Below are 23,785 nucleotides of genomic sequence, written 5' to 3'. Positions count from 1 at the left end.
TCTTAACTCAAAATCCCTTTCACCAACTTCCCGTGTACGTCTGTAAGGCGAAAACGGCGGCCTTGGTATTTATACGTCAACTGCTCGTGGTCAACGCCCATCAAATGCAGCAACGTCGCTTGAAAGTCATGCACGTGCACGGGATCTTTGACGATGTTGTAGCTAAAATCGTCGGTTTGTCCGTACGAAAACCCTGATTTCACGCCTGCCCCTGCCATCCACATCGTAAAGCAACGCGGGTGGTGGTCGCGGCCGTAATCGTTGGCGGCTAGTTTTCCTTGTGAATATACTGTTCGGCCAAATTCGCCTCCCCACACGACCAAGGTATCTTCGAGCAGTCCTCGGCGCTTGAGGTCAATCAACAGCCCCGCCGTGGCTTGGTCAATTTGTTTGCACTGCTTCGCCATGCCTTTGGGCAACGACCCGTGGTGATCCCAGCCTTGGTGGTAAAGCTGCACAAAACGCACGTCTTTTTCCAACAGTTTACGGGCCAACAAACAATTGGCCGCGTAGCTTCCTTTATCGCGACTACCAGGGCCGTACAGGTCAAATACCTCGTCGGGTTCTTGGCTGGTATCCATCACTTCGGGCACGGAAGTTTGCATCCGATACGCCATTTCGTACTGCGCAATGCGGGCATTCACTTCGGGGTCGCCCCACGTATCGTTTTGCAAGCTATTGAGTTGGCTCAAGTACCCCAACATCTGCTCACGGTCGGTGCCGTCGTAGCCTTCGGGATTATTGAGAAACAACACGGGGTCTTTGCCCGACCGAAACTGCACGCCTTGGTATTCGGACGGTAAAAAGCCATTTCCCCACAGCCGCGCGTACAAAGGCTGGTCTTTGGATGCGTCTTTGGACACCAACACGATAAAAGCAGGTAAGTTCTGATTTTCAGAGCCTAAGCCATAGCTCACCCACGACCCAATCGACGGACGCCCAGGGAGTTGATGACCCGTTTGAAAAAACGTGATGGCGGGATCGTGGTTAATTTGTTCGGTATAAAGCGATTTAACCAAACACAATTCGTCCACCACCTGCGCCGTGTAAGGCAGCAGCTCACTCACCCACGTGCGCGTACTTCCGTGTTGTTTGAAACCATACACACTTGGGGCAATCGGCAACGACGCTTGGTTGGCGCTCATCCCCGTCAGGCGCTGCCCTTTTCGCACCGAATCGGGCAAAGCTGCCCCGAGCATCGACTGCAATTTGGGTTTGTAATCAAAGGTTTCAAACTGCGAAGGCCCGCCTGCCATAAACAAGTAAACCACCCGTTTGGCTTTGGGCAAAATCGGCGTTGCGCCAAAACTTGGCGTTCCTAACAAACTACCCAGCGCCAACGCCCCCAATCCCGAGGCCGTTCGCTTGAGAAAATCGCGGCGGTCGAGCTGTTGGTTCAAGCCCGAAAATTCGGGCGTATGCAATCGAAAAGGTTCATCGTGATGCGGTGTCATGGGCATTAGCGTTTGGTGATGGTTGCATCGGAATTTAAAATGGTATTGGCCACGACGGCGTAGGCTGCCACTTGGGCAGGTTCGAGCGTGGTATCTATTTTTTTCAGCCCTGTTTTTAGCCAACCTTTTGTTTTGGCGGGGGTTGCTTTAAAGGTCTGGTATTGCGTCGTGTATAATTTATCCAACAACTGTACTTCCTTTTCGTTGGGTCGTTTTCCCGTCAGTTGTCGGTACGCCCATTCAATCGCTTCCGCTGACTGTTTTTGGCGGGCCATTTGCTCGCCCATTACCCGCGAGGCTTCCACGTAGGTGGGGTCGTTGAGCGTGACCAAGGCTTGCAAAGGCGTGTTGGTGCGTTGTCGGCGTACGATGCAGCTGCTACGCGTGGGGGCATCAAACGTCCCCAAGGTCGGATTGGGCACGGAGCGTTTGACAATCACGTACAGGCTACGGCGGTAAATGGCATCGGTCGTATCCATTTTGTAGGTCATGCTGTTGATTTCCCACAAGCCATCGGGCTGGTAAGGTTTCACGCTTTTACCCCCAATTTTATTATTCAATAATCCACTGGCCACCAGCGCATTGTCGCGGAGCATTTCGGCGGTTAGGCGAGTGGCTGGGCCTCGTGCCAATAAGCGATTTTCGGGGTCGCGCTCTCGCAAAGCGGCCGTCGTGCGCGAATCTTGACGGTAGGTAGCCGACATCACCATCAATTTCACCAATCGTTTGACATCCCATCCGTAATCCTGACGGAACGTGACGGCCAACCAATCCAGCAGTTCAGGATGAGAGGGCAATTCGCCTTGGTTTCCAAAGTCTTCGGTGGTTTTTACTAAGCCTGTTCCAAAGAAATTTTGCCAATAGCGATTCACTGCTACCCGCGCCGTCAGCGGGTGATTAGGATCGGTCAACCACTGTGCCAAGCCAAGGCGGTTTTTGGGAAGGGTGGCGGGGAAAGCCAATACCGCCGAAGGGGTATTGGGAAACACTTCGGGGCCAGGCGCGTCGTATTGCCCGCGTTGTAGCAAGTACGAGCGTTTGGGCGTTGGCATTTCCTGCATTACCATAATTTCGGCAATGTGGCGCGTGGAATCGCTGAAAGCCGTTCGTTGTTGTTGGAGAACTGCCCGTTCGGCAGCCACCGCCGCATCCACGGCCGACACGTAGTAGTCTTTCAGCACTGCCCGTTCTTCCTGCGACAGCGCGGCAGCAGGTTTATCCACGATGGCTTGCCACGTAGCTTTGTTGGCCAAAATCTTTATTTCAAAAGGCGTGAGGGTTCGGTTATACACCGCCACGTCGTCCACTTTACCCCCTTTGAAGCCCAATCCACGCCACCAGCCACCGATTTGTAGCCCCGTTTCGTTTTTGGCATCGTAAAAAATAATGTCTTTGTACAACTGGTCTATCACCGTTTCCATCGCCAATTCGGTGCCGTCCATAAACAATTTAAAACCATTGGCTTTGGACGAACCGTCGTACGTCATGGTCAACTGCACCCAGCGGTCGCGCGGAATGGGTTGATTGCTTTGCCGCGTGATGGCATTGGACGGAGCGGTGTGCGCCATGCAGATTTCAAAACGGTTGTCTTTGACGTGCAAATGAAAACCTTTGAAATTGTACAACCGCTCGGCATTACTTTTGTGAAAAATCACGCCTTCTTTAAACTCTTTGGGAAACCACGCCCAAATCCCAACCGAAAACGGCTCTGATTTCCGAAAAATGCCCACAGGCCGCAAATCGGCGTACGAATCGCCGTTGAGTTCGAGTACTTGTCCACGGGCGGTTTTTGAAAAAACAGGCTTGTCGGCATCGCCCGCGTCGCGTTTCATTTTGCCCTTGTGCGAAGGATTTACCGTATTTCTCAACGAATCTTCAAACGTGAAAAAGCCCTGTAGTCCTACCTGCGGCACGGCTTGGATTTTGAGTTTTTGCGGCTCTTCCGTTCCTAGCCACGCCTGAAAAGAAGCCTCGGAAGCATCCACAGTTTTGGCCAATTTGGCTTCCTGTTCTTTCATCGACGACTGCATAAAACGGATTAACTCCTCTTGCTTTTCGGTAGGCAACAGCAGCGTAGGCGTGGGCAAGTCGTCGTTCCAAGAAATTTGTCCCGCTTCGCGCACGTTGTTGAAAAAGCTGTAAAGTTCGTAGTAATTTTTCTGAGAAATAGGGTCGTATTTGTGGTCGTGGCAACGCGCACAACCCAGTGACAACGCCATGAACGCATCACCCAAGGTATTGGCTCGATCCATAACATATTCGGTCTGAAACTCTTCTTCCACAATTCCCCCTTCCATGTTTTGTTGGTGGTTTCGGTTGAAGGCCGTCGCAATCAGCATGTCACGGCTTGGGGTATTTCCCGAAGGCCCTTTCATCAAATCCCCCGCCAATTGCTGGTGGATGAAGGCATCGTAGCGCATGTTTTGGTTGAAAGCATTGATGACCCAGTCGCGGTAAGGCGACATATCACGCAACCGATCGACGGTATAGCCGTGAGAATCAGCATAGCGGGCTACGTCCAGCCAATCGGTGGCCATGCGCTCGCCAAAATGCGGCGACGCCAGCAGCCTATCCACTTGTTTTTCGTAGGCATTGGGGCTTTTATCTGCCAAAAAAGCGTCGATTTCGGCGATGGTCGGGGGTAATCCTGTTATATCCAACGACAACCGCCGCAACAATAACTCCTTGGGCGCTTCGACCGATGGCGTCAGTCCTTCACGCATCAACCGTTGTCCAACAAAATAATCAATTTCATTGACGGGCGTGTAGCCGCTGAATGCGGGCGGGCTAGGGATGGCTTTTTTCTCAGGTTTCACAAACGCCCAGTGTGGCTTGTACACCGCTCCCGTTTTTACCCATTTGAGTAAAACGGCTTTTTCCTCCGCCGTCAGGGTGAGGTGCGATTGCGGCGTCGGCATTTGGTAGTCAGGGTCGTTGGACAAAATGCGGTGTACCAACTCACTTTTGGCCAAGCTACCTGGCTTGACGGCTACTTTGCCAGGGTTTTCGGGCAGCGAACCGTAAGCAGCTTGTGCTACGTCAAGGCGTAAACCCGCCTTTTGTTTGGCTTTATCGGGGCCGTGGCAGGCAAAGCATTTGTCGGAAAGCACAGGCTTTACGTGTTGGTTATAATCCAGTTCGGCGGGGAGTTTGTCATAGGCGGCGGCCACTTCCTCGGGCACTTTTACGCCGTCAATGGTTTTGGTGGGAGGAAACCAAAAAGGCACGCTGGCCAAGAAAAAAAGGAGTAACCTCATCATGACTATGATTGCGTTTTTGTGGTTTTATTGGTATCGGGCAACGTGAGTCTTTGTTGTCCATCTTCTATTTTCAACGTTGGTTTGGCGCGTTTGAGCCGTTCAATTCCTTGCGGAGTTACCTTGGTTTTCCACAAATAAACGACCTTCAATTGTGGATAAGTCGCTAATTGTTGAATACCTTCATCGGTCACCGCCGTACCGTACAAATTTAGCTGTTCTAATTTCGGCAATTGCTTCAATTCGGCCAACGCCGCATCCGTAATTTGTGTATTTTCAAGATTGAGTCGGTTGAGGTTGGTCAAGGTACTCAGCGGCTTCAACTCTTCATCGCGCACGGGCTGGTTGGAAAGACGCAACCGTACCAATTGACCTTGCACGCGGCTCAATTCTTTCAACATCGACGGCTGGTACGCTTTTACATTCACAAAATTGGCCGCTACGTAGCCCGTTCCTTGCTGGACGGGCGTCAACGTCACCTGCTGTTGCTGAAAATACGCCACCGTCGAGGTAGTAGGTGCGTCGGTTGGTTTCGCCAATATCGACGTCTCGACGCTTGCCACGGCATGTGTTTCTTTTTGAGGAACAATCGTGCAGTCAGCAAGCGCAGCGGGAAAGGTAAGTGGCAAAATCGCCGAGGCTTCCACCTCCGACGGTTGCTGATTCTGAATAACCTCCACTTCTTCCTTAAACGATGCCCCTTTCGCAATCCAATGGTGCAGTATGGCTACTTCTTGGGAAGTTAATTGGCGTTTGCCTTTGGGTGGCATGTGCATTTCGTCGTCGTGCGGAAGCAGCAGGTAGCTAAACAGTTTGCTTTTTTGCGGATTTCCCGCTACTAACACTCCCCCATTTTTACCTCCCTTTTGGATAAAAGCTTCGGTATCAAGCCGCAGTCCGCCCTTCTTTTTCTTCGCCGAATGACAACTGTAACAGTTTTTTTCTAGGATAGGCACCACTTGGTCGCGGTAAAAAAACGTGCGACGAACTTGGGGCTGATTGGCCGCTACCAACGAATCTTGTTTTGTTACCTCAGGCGCAATGACCACCGCCGTCGTATCAGATGCCTCAGTGGGTCGATTAACAAACGACAAATAACCTTCGCCGTGCGTCAGGTTACCGCCGTAATGCCCTGCGATGGTCAATAGAATCACCGTTGCCGAGGCCAATAGCCAGCGGTATTTTACAAAAGCGTAGGTCAAAAAACTCAACGCAGCCGTTGCCAGCCCCGTCCATTGGTGTACCTGCACGGCCTCCGCTTCGTAGTCGCCCGATTGCACCAACAGCCAGCCCGCCCCGCACGACAACAATGCGGCAATCGCCCCGGCCAGCCACGCCAGCGAAATAGCCTCAGTTAACTCCGCTCTTCGGACTTTTTGGTACAACATCAACGCAAATCCAAACAATAGGATACCGATGGGGAGGTGCACTAAAAGTGGGTGAAAACGGCCTATGTATTCGGCAACGGTCATCATGCAAGTTTTTCTGGTTTAGGATACACAAAAGTAAGGTGAAGTTTGCCTTTCAAAAATGAATAAAAGTGTCAGCTATTTGTACAAATCCGACTTTTTTAAATACTTTCCCGCATAAGTTACTGCGCCCGAATATTTTTTAAGTCCTCAAAAACCGTCTCGAACCCAAGCCATCCGTGTATAACAACCGCCGATAATAGCCCACGGATACAGCAGATTGAACAGGTTTAGACGGATGAACGCATAAAAAGGATAAGAACCTTCGGATACAGTACACATATTTCCAGAATCAAAATTTAGAAATACCACAATCCTACTCTTTGCTAAATAATTATTCCCAATAGAATCTATTTTATGCGAATTAGAAGTTAAAATATCTTACAACTATGGTAAATTTCAAAGATAAAATTAAACTAAAATACGTTTTCTTTGTAACAGTTAAAGCGCCCGACACCCATTATAACGCAGCGTTTTTATAAATAGATAGATAGGTTAAAGCCGCAAAAAGCTCATTGTTCCTTTTATACATGAGCTTTTTTTTATCTAATCCATACTACAATGATTGACACACTCTACACCTTAAAATTTGACCTCTTGCACATTGGTTATGCTTCGCTAGGCAATGATTGGCAATTTGACGGCGTGTTAAGCCCCTTTTCCCGCTTGTACTTTATCACCGAAGGAGAAGCTTGGGTTTATCATAATCAGCAGAAATACGTATTAAAACCTGGGTATATGTACCTCATTCCCAAGTTTTCGGTCAGTCGTTATCATTGCGACACCAACATGCAGCAATATTATATCTCCTTTTTAGATGATTCCGAGTCGGGGCTTTCGGTATTCGACATTCTACCGTTTGTGTATGAGGCCAAAGCTTCTCATTTTGACAAGGAACTGTTCCAGCGCTTATTGGATTTACACCCAGGCCGTGCCATCTTAAAAAGCGACCCTAAAACCTACGATAACCGCGCAGATTTGCTCAGTTTTAACCAAAAATACCCTCCAACCAACGAACACCATCTGATCGAAACGCAGGGAATTTTACTTCAGCTAGTATCTCGATTTATCCGCCCTACCACTGCCTTCGACAATACTAGCGACAAACACCGCCGTAGTGACATCGGTTTTGTACTTCGGTTTATTCATACGCATTTGGATAAAAAGCTGACAGTAGAGCAATTGGCTGACCTTCAGGGGCTGAATTGCGATTATTTTTCGCGGCAATTCCAAAAAATATTGGGCGTTCGCCCGTTGGACTATATCATCAATAAACGGCTAGAACGGGCCAAATTATTGATAACGACTTCTTCGCTTTCACTGCAAGAAATTGCCGACCGAGTAGGTGTGTTTGACATCTACTATTTTTCTAAACTGTTTAAAAGCCGTTTTGGAATAGCGCCAAGCCAGTACCGAAAACAAGTCCCTGAGCTTGACTAAAAGACCTTGTGTTGAAGTGTGATAAAATCAAGCACGGGGGAGGCAAAACCTCCCCCGTGGCCCCCTCACTCATTCTATCTAAAAAGTCTTTAAGTGCATTTGGAAGAATGGAAAGCGCGCAAAAAAGCAAGCAAACCAAGCGCCCTAAAAATAGAACGGAGAGCGCGTCAGAAAAAATAAAAAAGCACCAGTGCCCGTTTTGGATGCTTAAATAGGGCATCTCAGGCGTTGAAAGCGGCTTTAGTTTATTTGCCCAGCCACTCCTTAAAATCAGCAATGCGATCACCACTCACAAAAACTTCTTGTTTATAAGGAGGCGTCAATTCTAGCTTTATTTTACCGCCCGAATACGCGTGGGCAACTTGAATCGCCGACAAGGAAACGAGCAGGGAGCGATTGACCCGAAAAAAATCATGCGGGTTGAGCAACTGCGTAAGCTTATCAAGGCTGTAATCGACGCTGAGGCGAAGGTTGTCGTGCGTGGTAAGAATCGTAGCTCGGTCTTCAAACGAAAAATAAGCAATTTCGCTGGTTTGAATACTCCGCAATTTTGCACCCACCGTTACCATAAAACGGTCTTTGTAAGCCACTTGGTTTTGCCCAAAAAGTTGGAGCATTGCATTGAGATTTACTTCAGGAACAAGCGGTTGTCGCAGCCGTTTAAACTTATCAACTGCCGCTTTTAGCTCCTCAAAATCAATCGGTTTCAACAAATAATCAATACTATTGGCTTTAAAAGCCCGCAAGGTATATTCGTGGTAAGCGGTGGTAAAAATGACAGGAATCGTCAGCTGAAGTTTTTCGATAATCCGAAACCCTAAATCGTCTTCTAGGTGAATATCCAGAAACAACAAATCGGGCTTGGGATGTTGGGGGTTTTCGAACCAATTGATTGCATTTGTCACCGAGGGGATTTGTGCCAATACCCGAATTTCGGGATCGTAACGATGCAGCAAATGAGCCAACCGCTGGGCCGTCAGTTTTTCATCTTCAATAATTAATACGTTCATGTAAGCAATGGTATGGTAACTCTAAACATCCCCTCTTTTTGGGTGATAGAAACGGGAGTTGAGGTTAGTAATTTGTATCGATTGACGATATTGTTCAGTCCTAAGCCCGTCGAAGGTTCGCTCTGGGGACGAGGCTGAATCGGATTAACCACGCTCAAATACGTCTCGTCGCAGTGAATAGAAACCAGCAGCGGCTCTTCGGCCGACATTCGATTGTGTTTGACGGCGTTTTCAACCAACAATTGTAGCGTCAGCGGGGCAATCGAATACCGATTTGCAACCAGCTCAGGAATCTCAATTTCGACTTTCAATTTTTCATCAAAACGCATTTTTAACAAAAATAGGTACGTTTCAATAAACTCTAACTCTCCTTTGAGACTACTACGTTCGTTGTCACTTTGTTCTAAAATATACCGATAAACTTTTGAAAGTTGCTGAAGAAATTTACTTGCTTGCTCGCTATCGGTTTCTACTAAGGAAGAAAGGATACTGAAATTATTGAACAAAAAATGAGGGCTAACTTGGTTTTTTAAAGCATTAAACTGCGTCTTCACGTTTTCTTTTTCCAACCGCTCGGCCTTTAGTTGCACGTTTTCCAGTTGTTGATATGCCCGTCGGTTGGAGGCCAAGTAAAAGGCCGATAACATCGCCAAAATGGTCAGGCCCATGTTGGCCTTTTTCTTTTGCTGCTTTGTAAAATGATGCGCAACGCTGTTTTCGGGCGAATGGTTTGGGGCAAGACCAAAACGTTGTTCGAGCGAATCTTCGGCAAAACTCCATAAACCCCGAAAGCCGATATTGAACATAATCGCCAACACGGTAGCCATCGAAAACATCGCCAATTGAGCGGGGATTTTGAATTCCATCAGAAATCCCCTACCAAACCAGCTAAACAACCGTTTCTGCACCCACTCAATGACGTTAATCCACAAAAAGAAAAACAGCACATTGACTGTCACCTCCATCATCCAGAGCGGTAAGCGTTGCAAAATCGGGACTTGGCTAAGGTCATGAATGTTGATATAAATCCGAATTGGCAAATAAACAATCACCACACTCCAAGCAAGTTGGAGTTGTTGGCGTTTGCTGAGAAAGTCAGAAGGAGCTAGATTCATCAAAGTAAAAATAAGGAATTAGCTCATAATAAGGCAACAAAAACGGGCTGAATGTCTATTTCAGCCCGTCGAATGACTCATATCAAGTTGTGAATGCCTTTTTTGCTCAATCTCTTATTCTTCTCCCTCCTCGTTCACCCTGTTGTTCTCCCGAAGGCGACGACTGGGCTGAGCCACGTCCTTGCCATCCTCCACGGTCATTGCGGGGCGTTTCGCTCCGTTCTGTCGAACGGCTAGGGCTTTGTCCTTCGCTACGGCGTTGGGGGCTACTGTCTCTTTCTCCTCCACCCTGCCAAGTACGCTCAGCACCACCGCGCGGTTGTTCGTAGCGTTGCTGGGGTTGTTCCTGGCGTTGTTGTGGCTGTTCGTAACGGGGTTGAGGTTGCTGATAACGTCCCTCGTCTCTACGGCCATCGTTACGCTGACCTTGTGAGTTACGGTCGTCATCACGCCGAGGTGTATTTTGCGAGCGATTTTCCCAACGCTCTTCGCTTTCTCGTCTCGACTGAGGCATAGAACGGTCGTTGTAGCGTGAGTTGTTTTGCCCCATGCGATTGTCATACTGCCGCTGTGGATACGAGCGGTTATTTTGTGAATAACGGTCGTTACGGTTATAATCGTTGCGGCGGTAATTGCGGTACAAGTCATCGGCGCGATACACATACACGCGGTTGCGAGTCACGCGTTCTAGGTCACGGCGGTGAGGGCCAAACACGTACGAACGGTTGTTGTATCGGTAATAATTGTTGAGGTAGGATGTTCCACCCCACAAACCAGAGATGCGGTTGCGTGGCACACAGTAGCTATACACACGCGGGCTACGAATGTACATATCGGGAACAAACACCCAGTAGTTATGCGGGATGTTGATGTTAATATTGATGTCCAGCCCCATCCCTGGGCCTAACGGTGCCCAGCCGTAGTAGCCGCCACCCGAGCGCCAAGTTACCCAAGCAGGCCCCCATTCATAACCAGGAATCCACACCCAGCCATAGTAGTTGTCAAACGTCCAGCGTCCGTAGTGAAACGGTGCCCAGCCCCACGGATAATCCGACACCCACGTGTTGCCGTATTCGGTCATTTCCCAGCGCCCATTGGTACCATAGGGCTGAAAATCAGGCTCTACGCGGGGGCGCCATACCCGTCCGTACGACGGATAGTCCATCCAATCGCCATAAGGAGAAAGCTCGTCGTAAAACTCATCGTACGAAGGCTCGTAGTCGTAGTTTTGGGCCCAGCTTTTTTGGGCTGCGAAGAGTGTCACGGCAACACCCAAAGCCAAAAATAGCGCGCGGAAGTTATTGAAAGTCATCATTGTTTTCAATTGTTAAAGGAAGCTGTTGCTTTTGTAATGATAACGAAAAGGTACTGCATTTCATTTCAATTACCAAACCCGTTAACAATCATTAAGGAAAATGTATCCGTTGCTACAAACGGTGCGCCTCTCCGAGATTCTACAAACGTTGCGCCTCTCCGAGGCTACTTTTTAAGTAACCGAGCAAAAGCTTTGGGGTATTTTCTTTTATACAATTCGTTGACTTTAAACGGATAACGACTAACAGTTAACGATTAACCGCACGGATTTCTTTCTACCATCCAATTAAATTTGAAAAATTAGTTGGAAGTATCATTCTGAAATTCTACATTTGTAGAACAAAATACACATCCGTAGAATATGCAACTTTCTAAAGCCGAAGAACAACTCATGGAATACCTCTGGCGGCAAGGCCCCATTTTCATGAAAGACCTCATTGAGGCCCATCCCGACCCGAAACCCGCCGCTACTACCGTTGCTACTTTGCTCAAACGAATGCAAGACAAAGGCTTTGTGGGCTACGAAACCTTTGGAAATTCTCGACAATACCATGCACTTGTGACCAAAGAGGATTATTTCGGGAAACACGTCAAGGGATTGATTCAGCAATTTTTTGGCAACTCTGCTTCTCAATTTGCCTCCTTTTTTACCACGGCCACCGACCTCTCCGAAACCGAGCTTGAAGACTTAAAAAGCGTGATTGAACAACAAATCAAAAACAAACAACAATGATACTCTACGTGCTCAAATTCACCGTTGTGTCAGCCGTGTTGCTGATGGTTTATCATTTTTTGCTGCGAAAAGAAAAAGTCTATGTCTTTAGTCGCTTTTTCTTAGTGTTTGGGCTGGCTTTTGCTGCCCTCGTGCCCTTTGTCCCTATTCAACTTCCTTCTACGGTCGCGCCCGTACCTACCTACCTCAGCCATGAAACAGCCATTATTTCCCCCAACCTTACGCCAAAAGCCACAACAACTCCTCCTTTTGTGCAGCAGACAGTTGAAAAAACAACCACTATTGTCCCTTCTTTGGAGCAACTCGTTGGCGGGTTGTATCTGCTGGTAGCCAGCTTATTGTTCGTACGTTTTGTCCAAAATCTTTGGCTTATGCGAAAGAGTATTGGGCAGCACCCCGTCGTTCGGCAGGGTCAATTAAGGATAGTTCTTCTTCCCCAAGCCATCACTCCGTACAGTTTTTGGAATTACGTTTTTGTCAACGAAACCGAATACCAACAAGGCAGCATCGAACCCGAAATCTGGCAACACGAAGAAGCGCACATTCGTCAGAAACACACTTTTGATATTCTTTGGAGCGAGTTTTTCAAAATTATTGGCTGGTTCAATCCCGCAGTTTGGTATTACCGCCACGCGATTGCTCTCAACCACGAGTTTTTGGCCGACGAATGGGTACTTCGCGCCCATCCCAATCCGCCCGTTTACCAATACTTACTGCTCCACCGCCTTTGCCACCACACGCACCTTGCTCTGTCGAGTTCATTTAATTATAAAGTCACCAAAACCCGTTTCGCCATGATGCAAAAAAACACAACTCCTCTCCGCGCCTTTGGCCTTAAAGCTGCTGCTTTTGCTGTCCTTTTGGGCGTAGGCATTGCTTTTGCCGACCTTAGTTGGGCGCAAACCCCTGCTCCTCCGACTATTCAACCTGCTTCTAGCGCAAAAGCCCCATCCAACCCCGACGGAGCTTCTCCCGAAATGATTACCGAATACCAAACCCTGGTTAACAAATACGTTACAAAAGGTGTACATAACGGCAAAGAATGGAGCCGATTGGATCGCCCCAACGAAACCGACCGTGCCCGTTTGGAAGTGCTTTTTAAGTCGATGAGTGAGACGCAGCAGTTACAGCAGCAGTACGCCATGAATCCTCCTTTAGGGCCATTACCAAGAATTACACCTACGGAAAAGGAGTTTGAATCGTACAAAAATCCGAAAATTTACGGACTCTGGATTGATGGCAAAAAGGTACCTAATTCGGTGTTAAACAATTACAAGGCATCGGATTTTTCGCAAGTGTTTATTAGCCGACTTTACAAAAACGCCCAAGCGACGATTGGTTACAAATACAAGTTTCAGTTGGACTTGGAAACAACGGCATACTACGAAAAAAACCGAGCAGAAACCTTGGCAGATAAGCGTTATTATTTGGGTTTTAACATGGCCAAGTGGAAGAAAGAAAATGCAGAGAAAGGCAAATAAGCATTTTGTTAAAACAAAAAGAGGCTGTCTCCAACCAAAGAGACAGCCTCTTTTTGTATAAAAACGAGCATTATAAACTATTGCCAATCCCCACAATAACCACCGAAACGAGCATGGTAAGAATCCCTAATACTATCGTGCGGAAGGTACGGGGAGAAACGGCTTTCCACTCTTTAAAGTATAAACCCCATAAGTTGGCCGTTAGGATGATGGTTGCCATGTGAAGAATCCACGAACTAGCCCCATTGCCCAGTTTGCTTTCGCCCATTCCGTAGAAGAAAAATTGCAAGAACCAGGTAGTGCCTGCAAGTGCCGAGAATACATAGTTTTTGACAAGTGGCGTGGCGGGATTGAGGTAATCGCCAAACGATTTGTTGCGACTGTTAAGAATCATACACCAAATAAAATTGGTTGTTAGTCCTCCCCAAAGTAACACCACATAAATCACGTTGTTTTGGTAAAGCGGATTCATGCCCGCTGCTACGGCGGCGTCAGCCATGGGTTTTCCAGCTTCGATACCGAAATTAAAGCAAGCGCTCAACGTTCCCGAAATAATGGCCACAACTAGCCCTTTTCCCACGTTAAACTCCGCCACACTCTTTTGTTTTTCTTCGGTAGAAAGCTCGTTTTCTTTCATCATTCCAGCCTTTCCACAAATAAAAATACCAAGCAAGCACACGGCAATTCCCAGCAACACCACTTGTCCGCTACGCGAATTAATCATATCAATGATAGACACTTTCCCTTCGGTTGGATAAACTGCGTAGAAAATAGCGGGAAGCAATGACCCAAACGCCGAACAGAATCCTAAAGTTACGGAGTTGCCAAGCGACATACCCAAATAACGAACTCCTAACCCGTAAGTAAGCCCGCCGATTCCCCATAAAAGTCCAAAGAAAATGGTCAGTTTAATAACATCAGAGGAAGTAGCTTTGATGATTTCGGAAAAACCTGGAATGGTTAACCAAGCGGCCAGAGGCGGCACGATGAGCCACGAAAATAGCCCCCCGATAATCCAATAACTTTCCCAAGACCATCCTTTTACTTTTTTGTAGGGCATATAAAAACTACCCGAGGCAAATCCCCCTATTGAGTGAAAAATAACGCCTAAAATAGACTCCATGAGAAAACGGTTTTTGAGTTGGTAAAGAGTTGAAAATTGTATTAATACAACAAATTGTACAAACTTAGATAGCTGCATACCCTCAACTGTCCTTGACTGTCATGTAAAAAGATTTTTTTTTCTCCGTTTTACGCACCACGTATTATAGCTTTTTTGAAGTGCATCGAAACGCAAAAATGAGGAAGTTCTTGCATGAGGGGGATGAGCGGCGTAATTTTGGACTCTCAATTTTGAAAAAAGTTAACACGCATCGCGTACCACCTTCCAATGATTTTATACAGTACCAAAAATGCACAGCTCAAAGCCTCATTAGAAGAAGCTGTTTTTCGTAGCCTTCCTGCCGATAATGGGTTGTATATGCCCGAACATATTCCCAGTATTTCACCCGATTTTTTAGCGAATATCGAGCAACGTTCGTTCAACGAAATTGCGTTTGAAGTATCAAAAACACTTCTGAGCGACGACATTCCCGAAGCCGATATTTTGCGCATTGTGGAGCGGGCCTTTGATTTTGATGCGCCAGTTGTCCCTATTGAAGATAAAACGTACTGTTTGGAGCTATTCCACGGGCCGTCGATGGCTTTCAAGGATTTTGGGGCGCGCTTTATGGCTTCGTTGATGTCCTACTTTTTGGTACGTTCGCAGCAAGAAATACGCATTTTGGTGGCTACATCGGGAGATACAGGTGGCGCGGTAGCCCAAGGGTTTCACAATGTCCCTGGCATCAACGTAACGATTTTGTACCCTAGTGGTAAGGTCAGCGATATTCAAGAAAAGCAATTGACCACCTTGGGCGGAAATGTAACCGCGCTAGAAGTCGATGGTACATTTGATGACTGTCAGGCGCTGGTAAAGCAAGCATTTTTGGACGACGAACTCAATAAAAAGTACAACCTAGCTTCGGCCAACTCCATCAATATTTCACGCCTCATTCCGCAGTCGTTTTATTATTTCCGCGCGTATGCCCAAGTGAAACAATTGGGTTTGCCTGTGGTGTTTTCGGTGCCAAGCGGAAACTTTGGCAACTTGAGCGCTGGGCTTTTGGCGTATCGGATGGGCTTACCCGTGGCGCATTTTATTGCCACCACCAACCGCAACAACGTCGTTCCTAATTATTTGTCGAACGGGAATTATGCGCCTGTGCCGTCGGTTGAAACCATTTCTAACGCCATGGACGTAGGCAATCCAAGTAATTTTGTGCGAATGACCCGCTTTTTTGGCGACGAGTGGCCCAAAGTAAAACAAGACATTTCGGGTTTTTGGTTTAATGATGACCAAACCAAAGCCGCCATGCGCGAGGTGTATGACCGCACGGGCTACTTAATGTGTCCACATACGGCCGTGGCTTATTTAGGTTTAAAAGAATACACGAACCTAACTCAAAAAGAAGTAGCAGGAGTATTTTTGTCAACGGCGCATTATGCCAAATTCTTAAACGTCGTGGAAGAAGCGTTGGGCACTGGCGACGTCGAAATTCCGACGCGTTTGTCTGATTTGCTTAGTAAAGAAAAAGTAGCAACCCCAATGACCAAACAGTTTGCTGATTTCAAAGCCTATTTGTTGGGATAAACTATGAATATCATCGTTGCTCGAACTTCTGAACACTACCTTGAGGCCGTCGAACTCTTCAAAGAGTACGCCACCAGCCTTGGCATTGATTTGCAGTTTCAGAAGTTCGACAACGAACTCCAAATCCTTCCGACCATGTATGGCCCACCTGTCGGCGAGTTGTGGTTGTTGGAAGAAGACGACAGTTTTGTAGGCTGTGCTGCCCTGCGAAAACTAGATGAAAGCATTTGTGAACTAAAACGAATGTATATCCGCCCTACTTACCGAGGTAAGCGCTGGGGGCGAGAATTGATGGACGTTGCGCTCCAAACCGCTCAATCATTGGGCTACCATACCATGCGTTTAGACAGCCTACAACGCTTGGAAGCTGCCGTAAAATTATATACTTCCTACGGCTTTCAGCCAATCTCTCCTTATAATTTCAATCCAGAGGCGGACGTAGTGTATTTTGAGAAAAATCTCCATTCCTAGGCTTCCACCTCATCCCCAAAATTCTCCATTCATTTTGTCCTTTAACCGTTGGTCGTAAAAAATATTTTATTACCTTGCATTGCATAGTACCTTTGAATCAACAATAAAGCCCGACGGCACACAAACCAACTTTTAACAATCACTTATAAATCAACCATAGCCATGAACAATAAGCCCTTACGCCGAATACAAAGTGAAGCCGTTTTAGGCGGTGTCGCTGCTGGTCTTGCCGATTATTTCGGAATGGACAAAGCTTTGATGCGTGTTATCCTTATCGTCCTAATGATTTTTGCGAAAGGGTTTCCCATCGTATTATTATACATCATTCTGTGGGTAGCCTTACCAGTAGGCGAATCATCAACTCCCGCCGTTGGGTTGGAGAATAGTTGGCAGTATCCCGACGATATGGCTCCTAAGAAAACCAGTAATCGTGGAATAGAAATCGTAGGATACGGTTTACTTTTGATTGGCGGATTTATGCTTTTCGACCGTCTTTTCTACTGGATGCACCTACAAAAGTACATTCCAGCGGCGATTTTGATTGGCATTGGTTTGTTTTTGATTTTGAGACACAACAACTCCCAAAGCGGAACGCCAACTTCCTCGGTGGATAGTGACCGTGCTACCCCTTCGTGGACGGACTCAGCTCCTATCTCTTCGTGGCAGCCGCCTGCTTCTACCGAACCGACCGCCCCAACGACGCCATCTTCGGACGAACCAAAAGAAGACAAAAGCCCCGATGAGCCAAAAGCTTAATGCCGTAATACTCACTAAAAAACGTTTACTTCTTTACACCTCTAAATTTTGATTGCCATGAATTATCGAAGCACTTTCTGGGGAATTCTCCTCGTATTAATCGGCGGCCTCTTGCTCATGCGTGAGTTGTTTGATTGGTTTGATTTCGAGCGTTACTTTTTACCTGTTGTGTTGATTGTCGGAGGGGCGTTACTCATCTTTAAAGATAAAATCAAGAATCTTTCTTAACCCCACTTCGCCATGAAACAATCCTCTAATACCCTCGTTTGGGGTTCTATACTTCTGGCCTTTGGGTTGGTACTTTTGGCCAAAACCCTCGGTTGGTTCCACATTGACTGGGGTTTCACGCTTCGTTTTTGGCCTGTTTTATTGATATTGGCAGGGGGCGTTTTGTTACTCAAACAATCTTGGTCTGGGGTAGTAACGGCCATTTTGATTGCCTTAGCGATTCCATCGGCCATCATTAATGGTGCCAATAAAAAGTTTCACGACTGGGATGACCGTGGTTTTGAGTTCAACATCGACGATTTTGACGACGATGATGACGACCACCATAACCACCGCAACGACTACGAAGAACGCTCTGATACGTATTCAAAAGACGGGAAAACCCACTTTTCTGAGCCATTTACCGAAAATATTGCCGATGCAACTTTGAAATTTGGCGCTGGGGCGGGAGAGTTTACCATTGAAGGCACTACTTCACAACTGGTAGAAGCGGATGCTGAAACGGAGTTTGGTAACTATGTCATGACGGCAAAACGAAACGAAAGCACCAAAACAAGCGTGGTGGACTTTGAAATGGAAAGCAAAGACAGCACGGGCCGTAAGAAAATCCGTATTCGTGATTTTGACAACATGGATAACCGCGTAGAGATGCGTTTGAGCGACAAACCTACTTGGACTTTCGATTTGGGGCTTGGTGCTGGAAAAGGAAATTTCGACTTGTCGGCCTATCGGGTGAAAAAAGTAAAACTCGGTGCAGGTGCTGCCGAAGTTGACCTCAGACTCGGCGAAAACGTTGAAAATGATGCGCAAATCGACATTGAAGCTGGAGTGGCGTCTATTGAAATTAACATCCCCGAATCAGTAGGTTGTGAATTTAAAATCGACGGAGCACTCAACTCAAAAGACCTCGACAATTTTGAAAAAATCAGCAGCGGTTTGTATCGCACCTCTAACTATAACTCGGCGAAGAAAAAAATCAAAATTTCGTACGAGGGTGGTATCTCTTCTTTGGAGGTGAATCGCTACTAGATAAAACCAATAACTTGAAAAATAAATAGTCTCAAAAATGCTGTTGGTCAGAATGACTGGCAGCATTTTTGTTTTTTGTACCTTTGTAACACACGCAACAAAAGCGGCCTTTTTTCGTTCACTATTGGCAAACATTCGCACAACAATGAAACAACTACTGACTGCCTCGGCATTATTGGCAAGCATAACGCTCTTTGCACAAAGCACACCCAAAGATTTTACCATATCGGGGTCGGCTAAGACCTTGCAAGCCAACGATAAAGTATATCTCGAAATTCCTGGCACTCAGCCTTTGGTGGTGCTAGATTCAGTAACCGTAGGAAGCGATAAACGTTTTACATTTAAGCGGAAAGAACTTGACGAAGGCACTGTGTATCAGGTCAACATCGCTAAGAAACAGCGTTTCATTGTGTTGATTGAAGGCGGTGAAAACATCGAAGTTACTGCGGATGGAACGGAAAATGGCGCTGCGCAAATCAAAGGCTCGGCCAACAACGATTACTACCAGAAGTTGTTGGGACTCTATAAGGTAATGTCAGAAAAATCGGCCAAATGGCAAGATGAATACGCCAAAGCTGAACAAAAGAAAGACAGCAAGAAAATAGCCGAAATTCAGCAGGCATTTGAAGCAGAAAGCAAGGACTTTACGGCCAAAGTGAAGGCCATGATTCCAGAGATGGGAACGTCGTTGGCTGCGTTGTTTGCGACCAATTTTCTCAACCCAGAAGTAGAAATGAGTACTATTTTCGACCTGGCTCAGAAGTTTGAGAAAGAACGCCCTAACATGAAGCAAGGACAGATTTTTGTCGGTAATGCCAAACGTATGCGCGGAATTCAGATTGGTGACAGTGCCCCTGAAATTACCCTAAACACAACAGGCGACAAGCCTCTAAGCCTCTCATCGCTTCGCGGAAAAGTAGTTTTGATTGACTTTTGGGCGTCGTGGTGTGGGCCTTGTCGCCAAGAAAACCCTAATGTGGTGAAAGCCTACAATCGTTTCAAAGACAAAGGCTTCGAGATTTTTAGCGTATCGCTTGATAAAGACAAAACCGCGTGGGTCAAAGCTATTGAAAAAGACGGTTTGTTATGGCCAAGTCACGTATCTGATTTAAAATATTGGCAATCGGCTGCGGCCCAAACGTATGGTGTAAACGGTATTCCTGCAACATTCTTGTTGGACAAAGACGGAAAAATTATCGGTAAAAATCTTCGTGGTGAAGCGCTTGAGAAAAAATTGGAAGAAGTGTTGAAAGTAAATAATTAGGCGTACTTCTCGCTTTTTACTGCTAGAAAAATAAAACATGAAAACTTTTCAGGTGTTCGTCACTTGGAAAGTTTTTTTATTTTGAGTCAAACCTTAATCTTTACAGTATTCTAAAACCAGCGAAACCATGCGCCATTTTTACCTCTCAACTATTCTTACTGCGTTATCTGGACTCGGAGCCCTTGCCCAAACTTCCGACTTTACCCGTGAACATGAGTTTACCAACAACTGCGAAGGCCCATCGGTAGATGGCGAAGGCAATGTTTATGCCGTCAACTATGCCATGGATGGTACCATTGCCCAAATCCCCAAACGCAACAAAACGTCGATTTTTTTGACCTTACCCAAAGGAAGTACAGGCAATGGGATACGTTTTGGCAATGCCAATACTTTTTATGTTGCCGACTTTACAGGCCATAATGTATTGAAAGTCAACCTAGCAACGAAGCAAGTGACTGTTCACTGCCACGAACCAAGCATGAATCAACCCAATGATTTGGCGATTACGAGCAAAGGACACATTTTTTGTTCGGACCCCAACTGGAAAGCTGGTACGGGGCAAGTCTGGCACGTGTCGCCCGAAGGAAAAGCCAAAATTGTCGCTCCCTCGATGGGAACAACCAACGGCATTGATGTGAGTCCTGACGAGCGGACACTATACGTCAATGAAAGCGTGCAGCGTAACGTCTGGGCTTTCGACATTGGCGCGGATGGAAGCTTGTCAAACAAACGATTGTTGATACAATTTGCCGACGGAGGAATGGACGGAATGCGCTGTGACGCCAACGGGAACCTGTATATCACACGCCATGGCAAGGGAGAAGTGGCCGTCATAGCGCCCGATGGAAAGATTGTCAAAACCATCAAAACCAAAGGCAAAAGTGTGTCTAATATTTGTTTTGGAGGCAAAAAAGGGCGAACTTGCTACATCACTTTACAAGACAGGGGCTGTATGGAAACTTTTACCGCCGACGCTCCTGGTAGAGAGTGGACAATGATGCAAGCTTTTTTAGGAAAGAAATAACCCCATTAATACGTTTAAATGCAGAAGTTTAACGCTCTTATCATTCTGATTTTAGGCTTACTAGCCGCTCGTTCGGATGCCCCGCGCGAACAAATGATAACGTTGGGAATGGCTTTTCAAGATTTGAATACGCAGATTCGTGAACAAACCCTGACGCCTGATTCGGCGCAATTGCGCTTTCAGGCCATTTTGCGCGAATTGCGCCAAGTAACTCAGCCGTATCGCCAGCAAAACTGCACGGATTCGGTTCGATTTGTGTTTCCTTTGCGCGACTACGATGCCAACAACATCGGAGGGCATGGGTCGGGTTTTCGCCCGAAAGGCTTTAATTTATTCGATCATTCCGTACAAGGAAGCCATCCTGCGCACGATATTTTTGTCTATGACCGCAACCAAGATAGCGTTGATGATCAGACAGATAAACCCGTGGATGTGTTGGCGATGCGCCCTGGTATTGTAGTAGCAACCGAAACGAATTGGTCGCACGAAAGCTTGTACCGAGGCGGCAATTTTGTGTGGATTTATGACCCTTGCCTCGACGGGTTATTTTATTACGCCCACCACAGCAAAGTAATGGTAGAAGCAGGCGATGAAATCGCTTTAGGGCAGAAAATAGCGGAAGTCGGACGTACAGGGCTTAATGCTGCAAAAGCCCGCTCAGGCACGCATTTACACATGATGTATCTTCAACTAACGCCCGAAGCGCTTCCTCATCCTGTAAATACCTACGATTGGTTAGCGAGTGCTGAAATAATACGATAAAAAATTATAGGCTATGACTCAGGTTACGCTTACACTTTCTGAAAGTAAACAGGCTGAAGCTTTACTTCGGTACTTGGAGTCGTTGGATTTTGTAAAAATAGAACGACAAATTACGTCGCCCCCTCCCACCAAAAAAGCGTTGAAAGCTGCCCAGGGAATGAGAGATTTCTTGACGCAATTACCCAACCGTACTTCCAATCAATCTGAAGTAACTAAGGCTGTCAGAGAAGTTCGAGAAGGAAACTTTGAATAATCTGTATGATACGTGTCATCATTGATCCCAATCTAATTGCAAGTGTGTTGATTGGGGGTATCACAAGAGAACGATTTGTAGAATTGACCTATCACTTAGATACAATAGAGTTTTTGTACTGTGACCAATTAATTAAAGAGATACGAAGTTTTCCGCGAAAAAACTACTTCAAGACAAAGGGCGTTGACGCCGCTAGTGTTAAAACGTTTTTGGGATATTTTCAAGGGTTTGCTGTTAAAGTAATCGTGACCTCTCAGGTAAAAATAGGGCGTGACAGAAACGACCATTATTTACTAAGCCTAGCAAGAGATGGTAGAGCAACGTATCTAATCACTGGTGATCCAGACTTGCTGCAACTTCAAAATTATGCTACAACTGAAATTGTAAGCATGAAAAAATTCATAGATATATTGGAGGAAATTTGGTGACAAATTAACACTTTGCCACTTGAAATAATACGATAAAAAAATCGCCGCATGGTTACCCGTTGCGGCGATTCTCTTCACGAAACCAATCACTTCTTTACCAATCCACTTAACTCTTTTTGAAGCGTTTTGTTATCAGGAAATTCTTGCGGAATCCAGCGTTCTACAATCTTTCCTTGCGCATCTATCAATACGAACGGATAACCCATGGTGGTTGCGTAGGTTTCTTTTAATTTTTGTGCGTCTTCGTCGGAAGCCCAAAGATGGACAACACTCGGACGATTTTCGGTCAACGATTGCCAAAGCTCAAAAGAAGTATTGGGTGTAACGTTGAGATAAACAAACGTTAAACGACCCTTATAAGCTTCTTCGAGCGGTTTAAAAATAAGCTCGTGTTGTTTTAGATTAAAGCAAAAGGCAATACAAATGGGCTTACCTTGCAGACTTTGGAGGGTTACTTCTTTACCATCACGGTCTTTAAGTAAAAAGTTGGGGGCGCCCTTTCCTACGTACATACCTTCTTTGGCCGTAATGCTTTGCTTGAAATACGGAATTAGCTCGGAAGATGGGTACGCACGTTCAAATTTTTCCAATAAACTGCGAGCGGCGGTCATGTCGCTTCTAAACGCTACCGCATAATCAACCCAATGTGTGAGTAAGTAAGCGCGTTGTTTGGGATAGGCTCGTAGCTGTTCGTCGCTTTCTTGGTAAGCTAATTGTAATGCGTCCCCCGACAAAATGTAGCGCTGTGCCGAATCCGTTGGGTATTTTTTGGTAATAGGAATCAGGATATGATTTACCAATTCGCGGCGGTACGGCTCACTCATGAGGGCGGCATCGGGCAAGATTTTGAAATTTTGAAGCGTAAAGTTCTCAATTTCTTGGCGCTGATTCGACTTCAGCTGAACACCCTGACTTTCACGGAGTTTTTTATCCAATACCAATTGACGGGTCAGATACGCTTCGGTATTGATGGTCGCCGTGATGTACGCATCAAACGCCTCGCTGATGGGTTGTTGGCTTTTCAATGTTTGAAAACGCTGCAAACGAGCTTGATGCAGGCTGTCCACCTTTGGCAAAATGATGCTGTTGTCATTTTTGGTGGGTTTGTAGCCAAATACGGGCAAGTATTCGTATAAGTTTTCTTTGAAATAATCCCGCAAAAACTCTTGGTAATAAGCATTTGTTCCCTCAAAAGTCAGTGATTTATTGGGATGAATTGTCACCGTCAGTTTATCATTGGGGCTGATAAACAACACCCGATTAAAACTTTGATTACCAGGCTGATAAGCCGAAGCCCCCGCAGAAGTAGGGACAATTTGAAGGCGTACCAACTGAGGTTCAGTAAGTTCTACTTCCGCATTGGCGACTTTTTGGTTGGTAATTTCAAAATAACCAATATTTAGAAACTCAACGTCGGCCAAACCAATGGCTGGCGAAGGCTGAAACTTTATTTTTTCCGTTACCAGCGACACCGAAAAATTGGTGGCCTCAGGTGCCATTTTGAGGGTAATTTGGGCATTTTGTGCCTTTAGGATTTGTGTAAACAAAAGCGCAAAAAGGCCGTAGAGAGGATATTTCATAATGCAATTTTTTCTAATAAACGAA

The 23,785-nt window shown here is 46.3% G+C and carries 21 protein-coding genes; 13 read left to right on the top strand and 8 right to left on the bottom strand.

Annotated elements, in window-relative coordinates:
• Nucleotides 1-2: 2 nt before the first annotated feature.
• From DTQ70_RS28855 to DTQ70_RS28845, 3 genes are read right to left on the bottom strand one after another with little or no spacing between them, the layout of a single operon-like run.
• Nucleotides 3-1,454, bottom strand: coding sequence for a DUF1501 domain-containing protein (locus tag DTQ70_RS28855; protein WP_122934606.1), 1,452 nt, complete (start codon nt 1,452-1,454; stop codon nt 3-5).
• A 5-nt stretch (nt 1,455-1,459) separates the two neighbouring features.
• Nucleotides 1,460-4,714 carry a DUF1553 domain-containing protein gene (locus DTQ70_RS28850; RefSeq protein WP_122934018.1) on the bottom strand — a complete coding sequence of 1,085 codons (3,255 nt, stop codon included), beginning with the start codon at nt 4,712-4,714 and terminating at the stop codon, nt 1,460-1,462.
• A 2-nt stretch (nt 4,715-4,716) separates the two neighbouring features.
• A complete protein-coding gene (locus DTQ70_RS28845) occupies nt 4,717-6,186 on the bottom strand; it encodes a c-type cytochrome domain-containing protein (RefSeq protein WP_229600032.1) in 1,470 nt (489 codons plus the stop codon).
• Between the two features lie 555 nt (nt 6,187-6,741).
• Between DTQ70_RS28845 and DTQ70_RS28840 the strand changes: the two genes are divergently transcribed.
• Nucleotides 6,742-7,620 (top strand): AraC family transcriptional regulator, encoded by an 879-nt coding sequence (locus tag DTQ70_RS28840; protein WP_122934017.1) that lies wholly within the window; start codon nt 6,742-6,744, stop codon nt 7,618-7,620.
• Nucleotides 7,621-7,865: 245 nt separating this feature from the next.
• Here DTQ70_RS28840 and DTQ70_RS28835 read toward each other — a convergent pair whose 3' ends face one another.
• The 3 genes from DTQ70_RS28835 to DTQ70_RS28825 all read right to left on the bottom strand — a co-directional run bounded on the left by DTQ70_RS28835 (nt 7,866) and on the right by DTQ70_RS28825 (nt 11,060).
• Nucleotides 7,866-8,630, bottom strand: coding sequence for a LytTR family DNA-binding domain-containing protein (locus DTQ70_RS28835; protein WP_122934016.1), 765 nt, complete (start codon nt 8,628-8,630; stop codon nt 7,866-7,868).
• Nucleotides 8,627-9,745, bottom strand: a complete 1,119-nt coding sequence (locus DTQ70_RS28830) for a sensor histidine kinase (RefSeq protein ID WP_122934015.1) — start codon at nt 9,743-9,745, stop codon at nt 8,627-8,629. The genes DTQ70_RS28835 and DTQ70_RS28830 overlap by 4 nt, the downstream gene beginning before the upstream one ends.
• Before the next feature lie 106 nt (nt 9,746-9,851).
• Nucleotides 9,852-11,060: a DUF6600 domain-containing protein gene (locus tag DTQ70_RS28825; protein ID WP_164490259.1), complete on the bottom strand. Its 1,209-nt coding sequence runs from the start codon at nt 11,058-11,060 to the stop codon at nt 9,852-9,854.
• A gap of 360 nt (nt 11,061-11,420) precedes the next feature.
• Here DTQ70_RS28825 and DTQ70_RS28820 point away from each other — a divergent pair, with 360 nt between their 5' ends.
• Together DTQ70_RS28820 and DTQ70_RS28815 are read left to right on the top strand one after the other, a co-directional pair.
• On the top strand, nt 11,421-11,792 hold the full coding sequence (locus DTQ70_RS28820) for a BlaI/MecI/CopY family transcriptional regulator (RefSeq protein WP_122934013.1): 372 nt from the start codon (nt 11,421-11,423) through the stop codon (nt 11,790-11,792).
• Nucleotides 11,789-13,273 carry a M56 family metallopeptidase gene (locus DTQ70_RS28815; RefSeq protein ID WP_122934012.1) on the top strand — a complete coding sequence of 495 codons (1,485 nt, stop codon included), beginning with the start codon at nt 11,789-11,791 and terminating at the stop codon, nt 13,271-13,273. Before DTQ70_RS28820 ends, DTQ70_RS28815 begins: the two co-directional genes overlap by 4 nt.
• Before the next feature lie 70 nt (nt 13,274-13,343).
• On the opposite strand, the gene rhaT is transcribed toward DTQ70_RS28815, so the two are convergent.
• Nucleotides 13,344-14,396, bottom strand: a complete 1,053-nt coding sequence (gene rhaT / locus DTQ70_RS28810) for an L-rhamnose/proton symporter RhaT (protein WP_122934604.1) — start codon at nt 14,394-14,396, stop codon at nt 13,344-13,346.
• 267 nt (nt 14,397-14,663) lie between these two features.
• On the opposite strand from rhaT, the gene thrC reads away from it, so the two are divergent.
• The 10 genes from thrC (at nt 14,664) to DTQ70_RS28765 (ending at nt 22,180) form a co-directional block, all read left to right on the top strand.
• Nucleotides 14,664-15,965, top strand: coding sequence for a threonine synthase (thrC, locus tag DTQ70_RS28805; protein ID WP_122934011.1), 1,302 nt, complete (start codon nt 14,664-14,666; stop codon nt 15,963-15,965).
• Nucleotides 15,966-15,968: 3 nt separating this feature from the next.
• Nucleotides 15,969-16,436: a GNAT family N-acetyltransferase gene (locus tag DTQ70_RS28800; protein ID WP_122934010.1), complete on the top strand. Its 468-nt coding sequence runs from the start codon at nt 15,969-15,971 to the stop codon at nt 16,434-16,436.
• A gap of 162 nt (nt 16,437-16,598) precedes the next feature.
• Complete coding sequence (locus tag DTQ70_RS28795) at nt 16,599-17,192, top strand: PspC domain-containing protein (RefSeq protein WP_122934009.1); 594 nt, start codon at nt 16,599-16,601, stop codon at nt 17,190-17,192.
• Between the two features lie 57 nt (nt 17,193-17,249).
• Nucleotides 17,250-17,420: a LiaI-LiaF-like domain-containing protein gene (locus DTQ70_RS30925; RefSeq protein ID WP_164490258.1), complete on the top strand. Its 171-nt coding sequence runs from the start codon at nt 17,250-17,252 to the stop codon at nt 17,418-17,420.
• A gap of 12 nt (nt 17,421-17,432) precedes the next feature.
• Nucleotides 17,433-18,449: a LiaI-LiaF-like domain-containing protein gene (locus DTQ70_RS28790; protein WP_122934008.1), complete on the top strand. Its 1,017-nt coding sequence runs from the start codon at nt 17,433-17,435 to the stop codon at nt 18,447-18,449.
• Nucleotides 18,450-18,594: 145 nt separating this feature from the next.
• Nucleotides 18,595-19,713, top strand: coding sequence for a TlpA disulfide reductase family protein (locus tag DTQ70_RS28785; RefSeq protein ID WP_122934603.1), 1,119 nt, complete (start codon nt 18,595-18,597; stop codon nt 19,711-19,713).
• A 127-nt stretch (nt 19,714-19,840) separates the two neighbouring features.
• On the top strand, nt 19,841-20,737 hold the full coding sequence (locus DTQ70_RS28780) for an SMP-30/gluconolactonase/LRE family protein (protein ID WP_122934007.1): 897 nt from the start codon (nt 19,841-19,843) through the stop codon (nt 20,735-20,737).
• Between the two features lie 18 nt (nt 20,738-20,755).
• Nucleotides 20,756-21,499, top strand: coding sequence for a M23 family metallopeptidase (locus DTQ70_RS28775; protein ID WP_122934006.1), 744 nt, complete (start codon nt 20,756-20,758; stop codon nt 21,497-21,499).
• A gap of 13 nt (nt 21,500-21,512) precedes the next feature.
• The gene (locus DTQ70_RS28770; RefSeq protein ID WP_122934005.1) at nt 21,513-21,752 is read left to right on the top strand and encodes a hypothetical protein; all 240 of its coding nucleotides are present in this window, start codon (nt 21,513-21,515) and stop codon (nt 21,750-21,752) included.
• 5 nt (nt 21,753-21,757) lie between these two features.
• Complete coding sequence (locus tag DTQ70_RS28765; protein ID WP_122934004.1) at nt 21,758-22,180, top strand: putative toxin-antitoxin system toxin component, PIN family; 423 nt, start codon at nt 21,758-21,760, stop codon at nt 22,178-22,180.
• A gap of 86 nt (nt 22,181-22,266) precedes the next feature.
• On the opposite strand, the gene DTQ70_RS28760 is transcribed toward DTQ70_RS28765, so the two are convergent.
• Nucleotides 22,267-23,760 (bottom strand): hypothetical protein, encoded by a 1,494-nt coding sequence (locus DTQ70_RS28760; protein ID WP_122934003.1) that lies wholly within the window; start codon nt 23,758-23,760, stop codon nt 22,267-22,269.
• Nucleotides 23,761-23,785 lie beyond the last annotated feature (25 nt).

Source organism: Runella sp. SP2, from assembly GCF_003711225.1.
Lineage (GTDB): Bacteria > Bacteroidota > Bacteroidia > Cytophagales > Spirosomataceae > Runella.
The sequence above is the reverse complement of the archived record's forward strand: the minus strand, read 5'-3'. Positions and strand labels throughout refer to the sequence as shown.

Coding starts and splice junctions, on each gene's coding strand:
- DTQ70_RS28820 (WP_122934013.1), top strand. CDS start 11,421: ATGCAACTTTCTAAAGCCGAAGAACAACTCATGGAATACCTCTGGCGG.
- DTQ70_RS28795 (WP_122934009.1), top strand. CDS start 16,599: ATGAACAATAAGCCCTTACGCCGAATACAAAGTGAAGCCGTTTTAGGC.
- DTQ70_RS28830 (WP_122934015.1), bottom strand. CDS start 9,745: ATGAATCTAGCTCCTTCTGACTTTCTCAGCAAACGCCAACAACTCCAA.
- DTQ70_RS28790 (WP_122934008.1), top strand. CDS start 17,433: ATGAAACAATCCTCTAATACCCTCGTTTGGGGTTCTATACTTCTGGCC.
- DTQ70_RS28800 (WP_122934010.1), top strand. CDS start 15,969: ATGAATATCATCGTTGCTCGAACTTCTGAACACTACCTTGAGGCCGTC.
- DTQ70_RS28850 (WP_122934018.1), bottom strand. CDS start 4,714: ATGATGAGGTTACTCCTTTTTTTCTTGGCCAGCGTGCCTTTTTGGTTT.
- DTQ70_RS28780 (WP_122934007.1), top strand. CDS start 19,841: ATGCGCCATTTTTACCTCTCAACTATTCTTACTGCGTTATCTGGACTC.
- DTQ70_RS28770 (WP_122934005.1), top strand. CDS start 21,513: ATGACTCAGGTTACGCTTACACTTTCTGAAAGTAAACAGGCTGAAGCT.
- DTQ70_RS28815 (WP_122934012.1), top strand. CDS start 11,789: ATGATACTCTACGTGCTCAAATTCACCGTTGTGTCAGCCGTGTTGCTG.
- DTQ70_RS28840 (WP_122934017.1), top strand. CDS start 6,742: ATGATTGACACACTCTACACCTTAAAATTTGACCTCTTGCACATTGGT.
- DTQ70_RS28825 (WP_164490259.1), bottom strand. CDS start 11,060: ATGATGACTTTCAATAACTTCCGCGCGCTATTTTTGGCTTTGGGTGTT.
- DTQ70_RS28760 (WP_122934003.1), bottom strand. CDS start 23,760: ATGAAATATCCTCTCTACGGCCTTTTTGCGCTTTTGTTTACACAAATC.
- DTQ70_RS28855 (WP_122934606.1), bottom strand. CDS start 1,454: ATGACACCGCATCACGATGAACCTTTTCGATTGCATACGCCCGAATTT.
- DTQ70_RS28775 (WP_122934006.1), top strand. CDS start 20,756: ATGCAGAAGTTTAACGCTCTTATCATTCTGATTTTAGGCTTACTAGCC.
- DTQ70_RS28845 (WP_229600032.1), bottom strand. CDS start 6,186: ATGATGACCGTTGCCGAATACATAGGCCGTTTTCACCCACTTTTAGTG.
- thrC (WP_122934011.1), top strand. CDS start 14,664: ATGATTTTATACAGTACCAAAAATGCACAGCTCAAAGCCTCATTAGAA.
- DTQ70_RS28785 (WP_122934603.1), top strand. CDS start 18,595: ATGAAACAACTACTGACTGCCTCGGCATTATTGGCAAGCATAACGCTC.
- DTQ70_RS30925 (WP_164490258.1), top strand. CDS start 17,250: ATGAATTATCGAAGCACTTTCTGGGGAATTCTCCTCGTATTAATCGGC.
- DTQ70_RS28765 (WP_122934004.1), top strand. CDS start 21,758: ATGATACGTGTCATCATTGATCCCAATCTAATTGCAAGTGTGTTGATT.
- DTQ70_RS28835 (WP_122934016.1), bottom strand. CDS start 8,630: ATGAACGTATTAATTATTGAAGATGAAAAACTGACGGCCCAGCGGTTG.
- rhaT (WP_122934604.1), bottom strand. CDS start 14,396: ATGGAGTCTATTTTAGGCGTTATTTTTCACTCAATAGGGGGATTTGCC.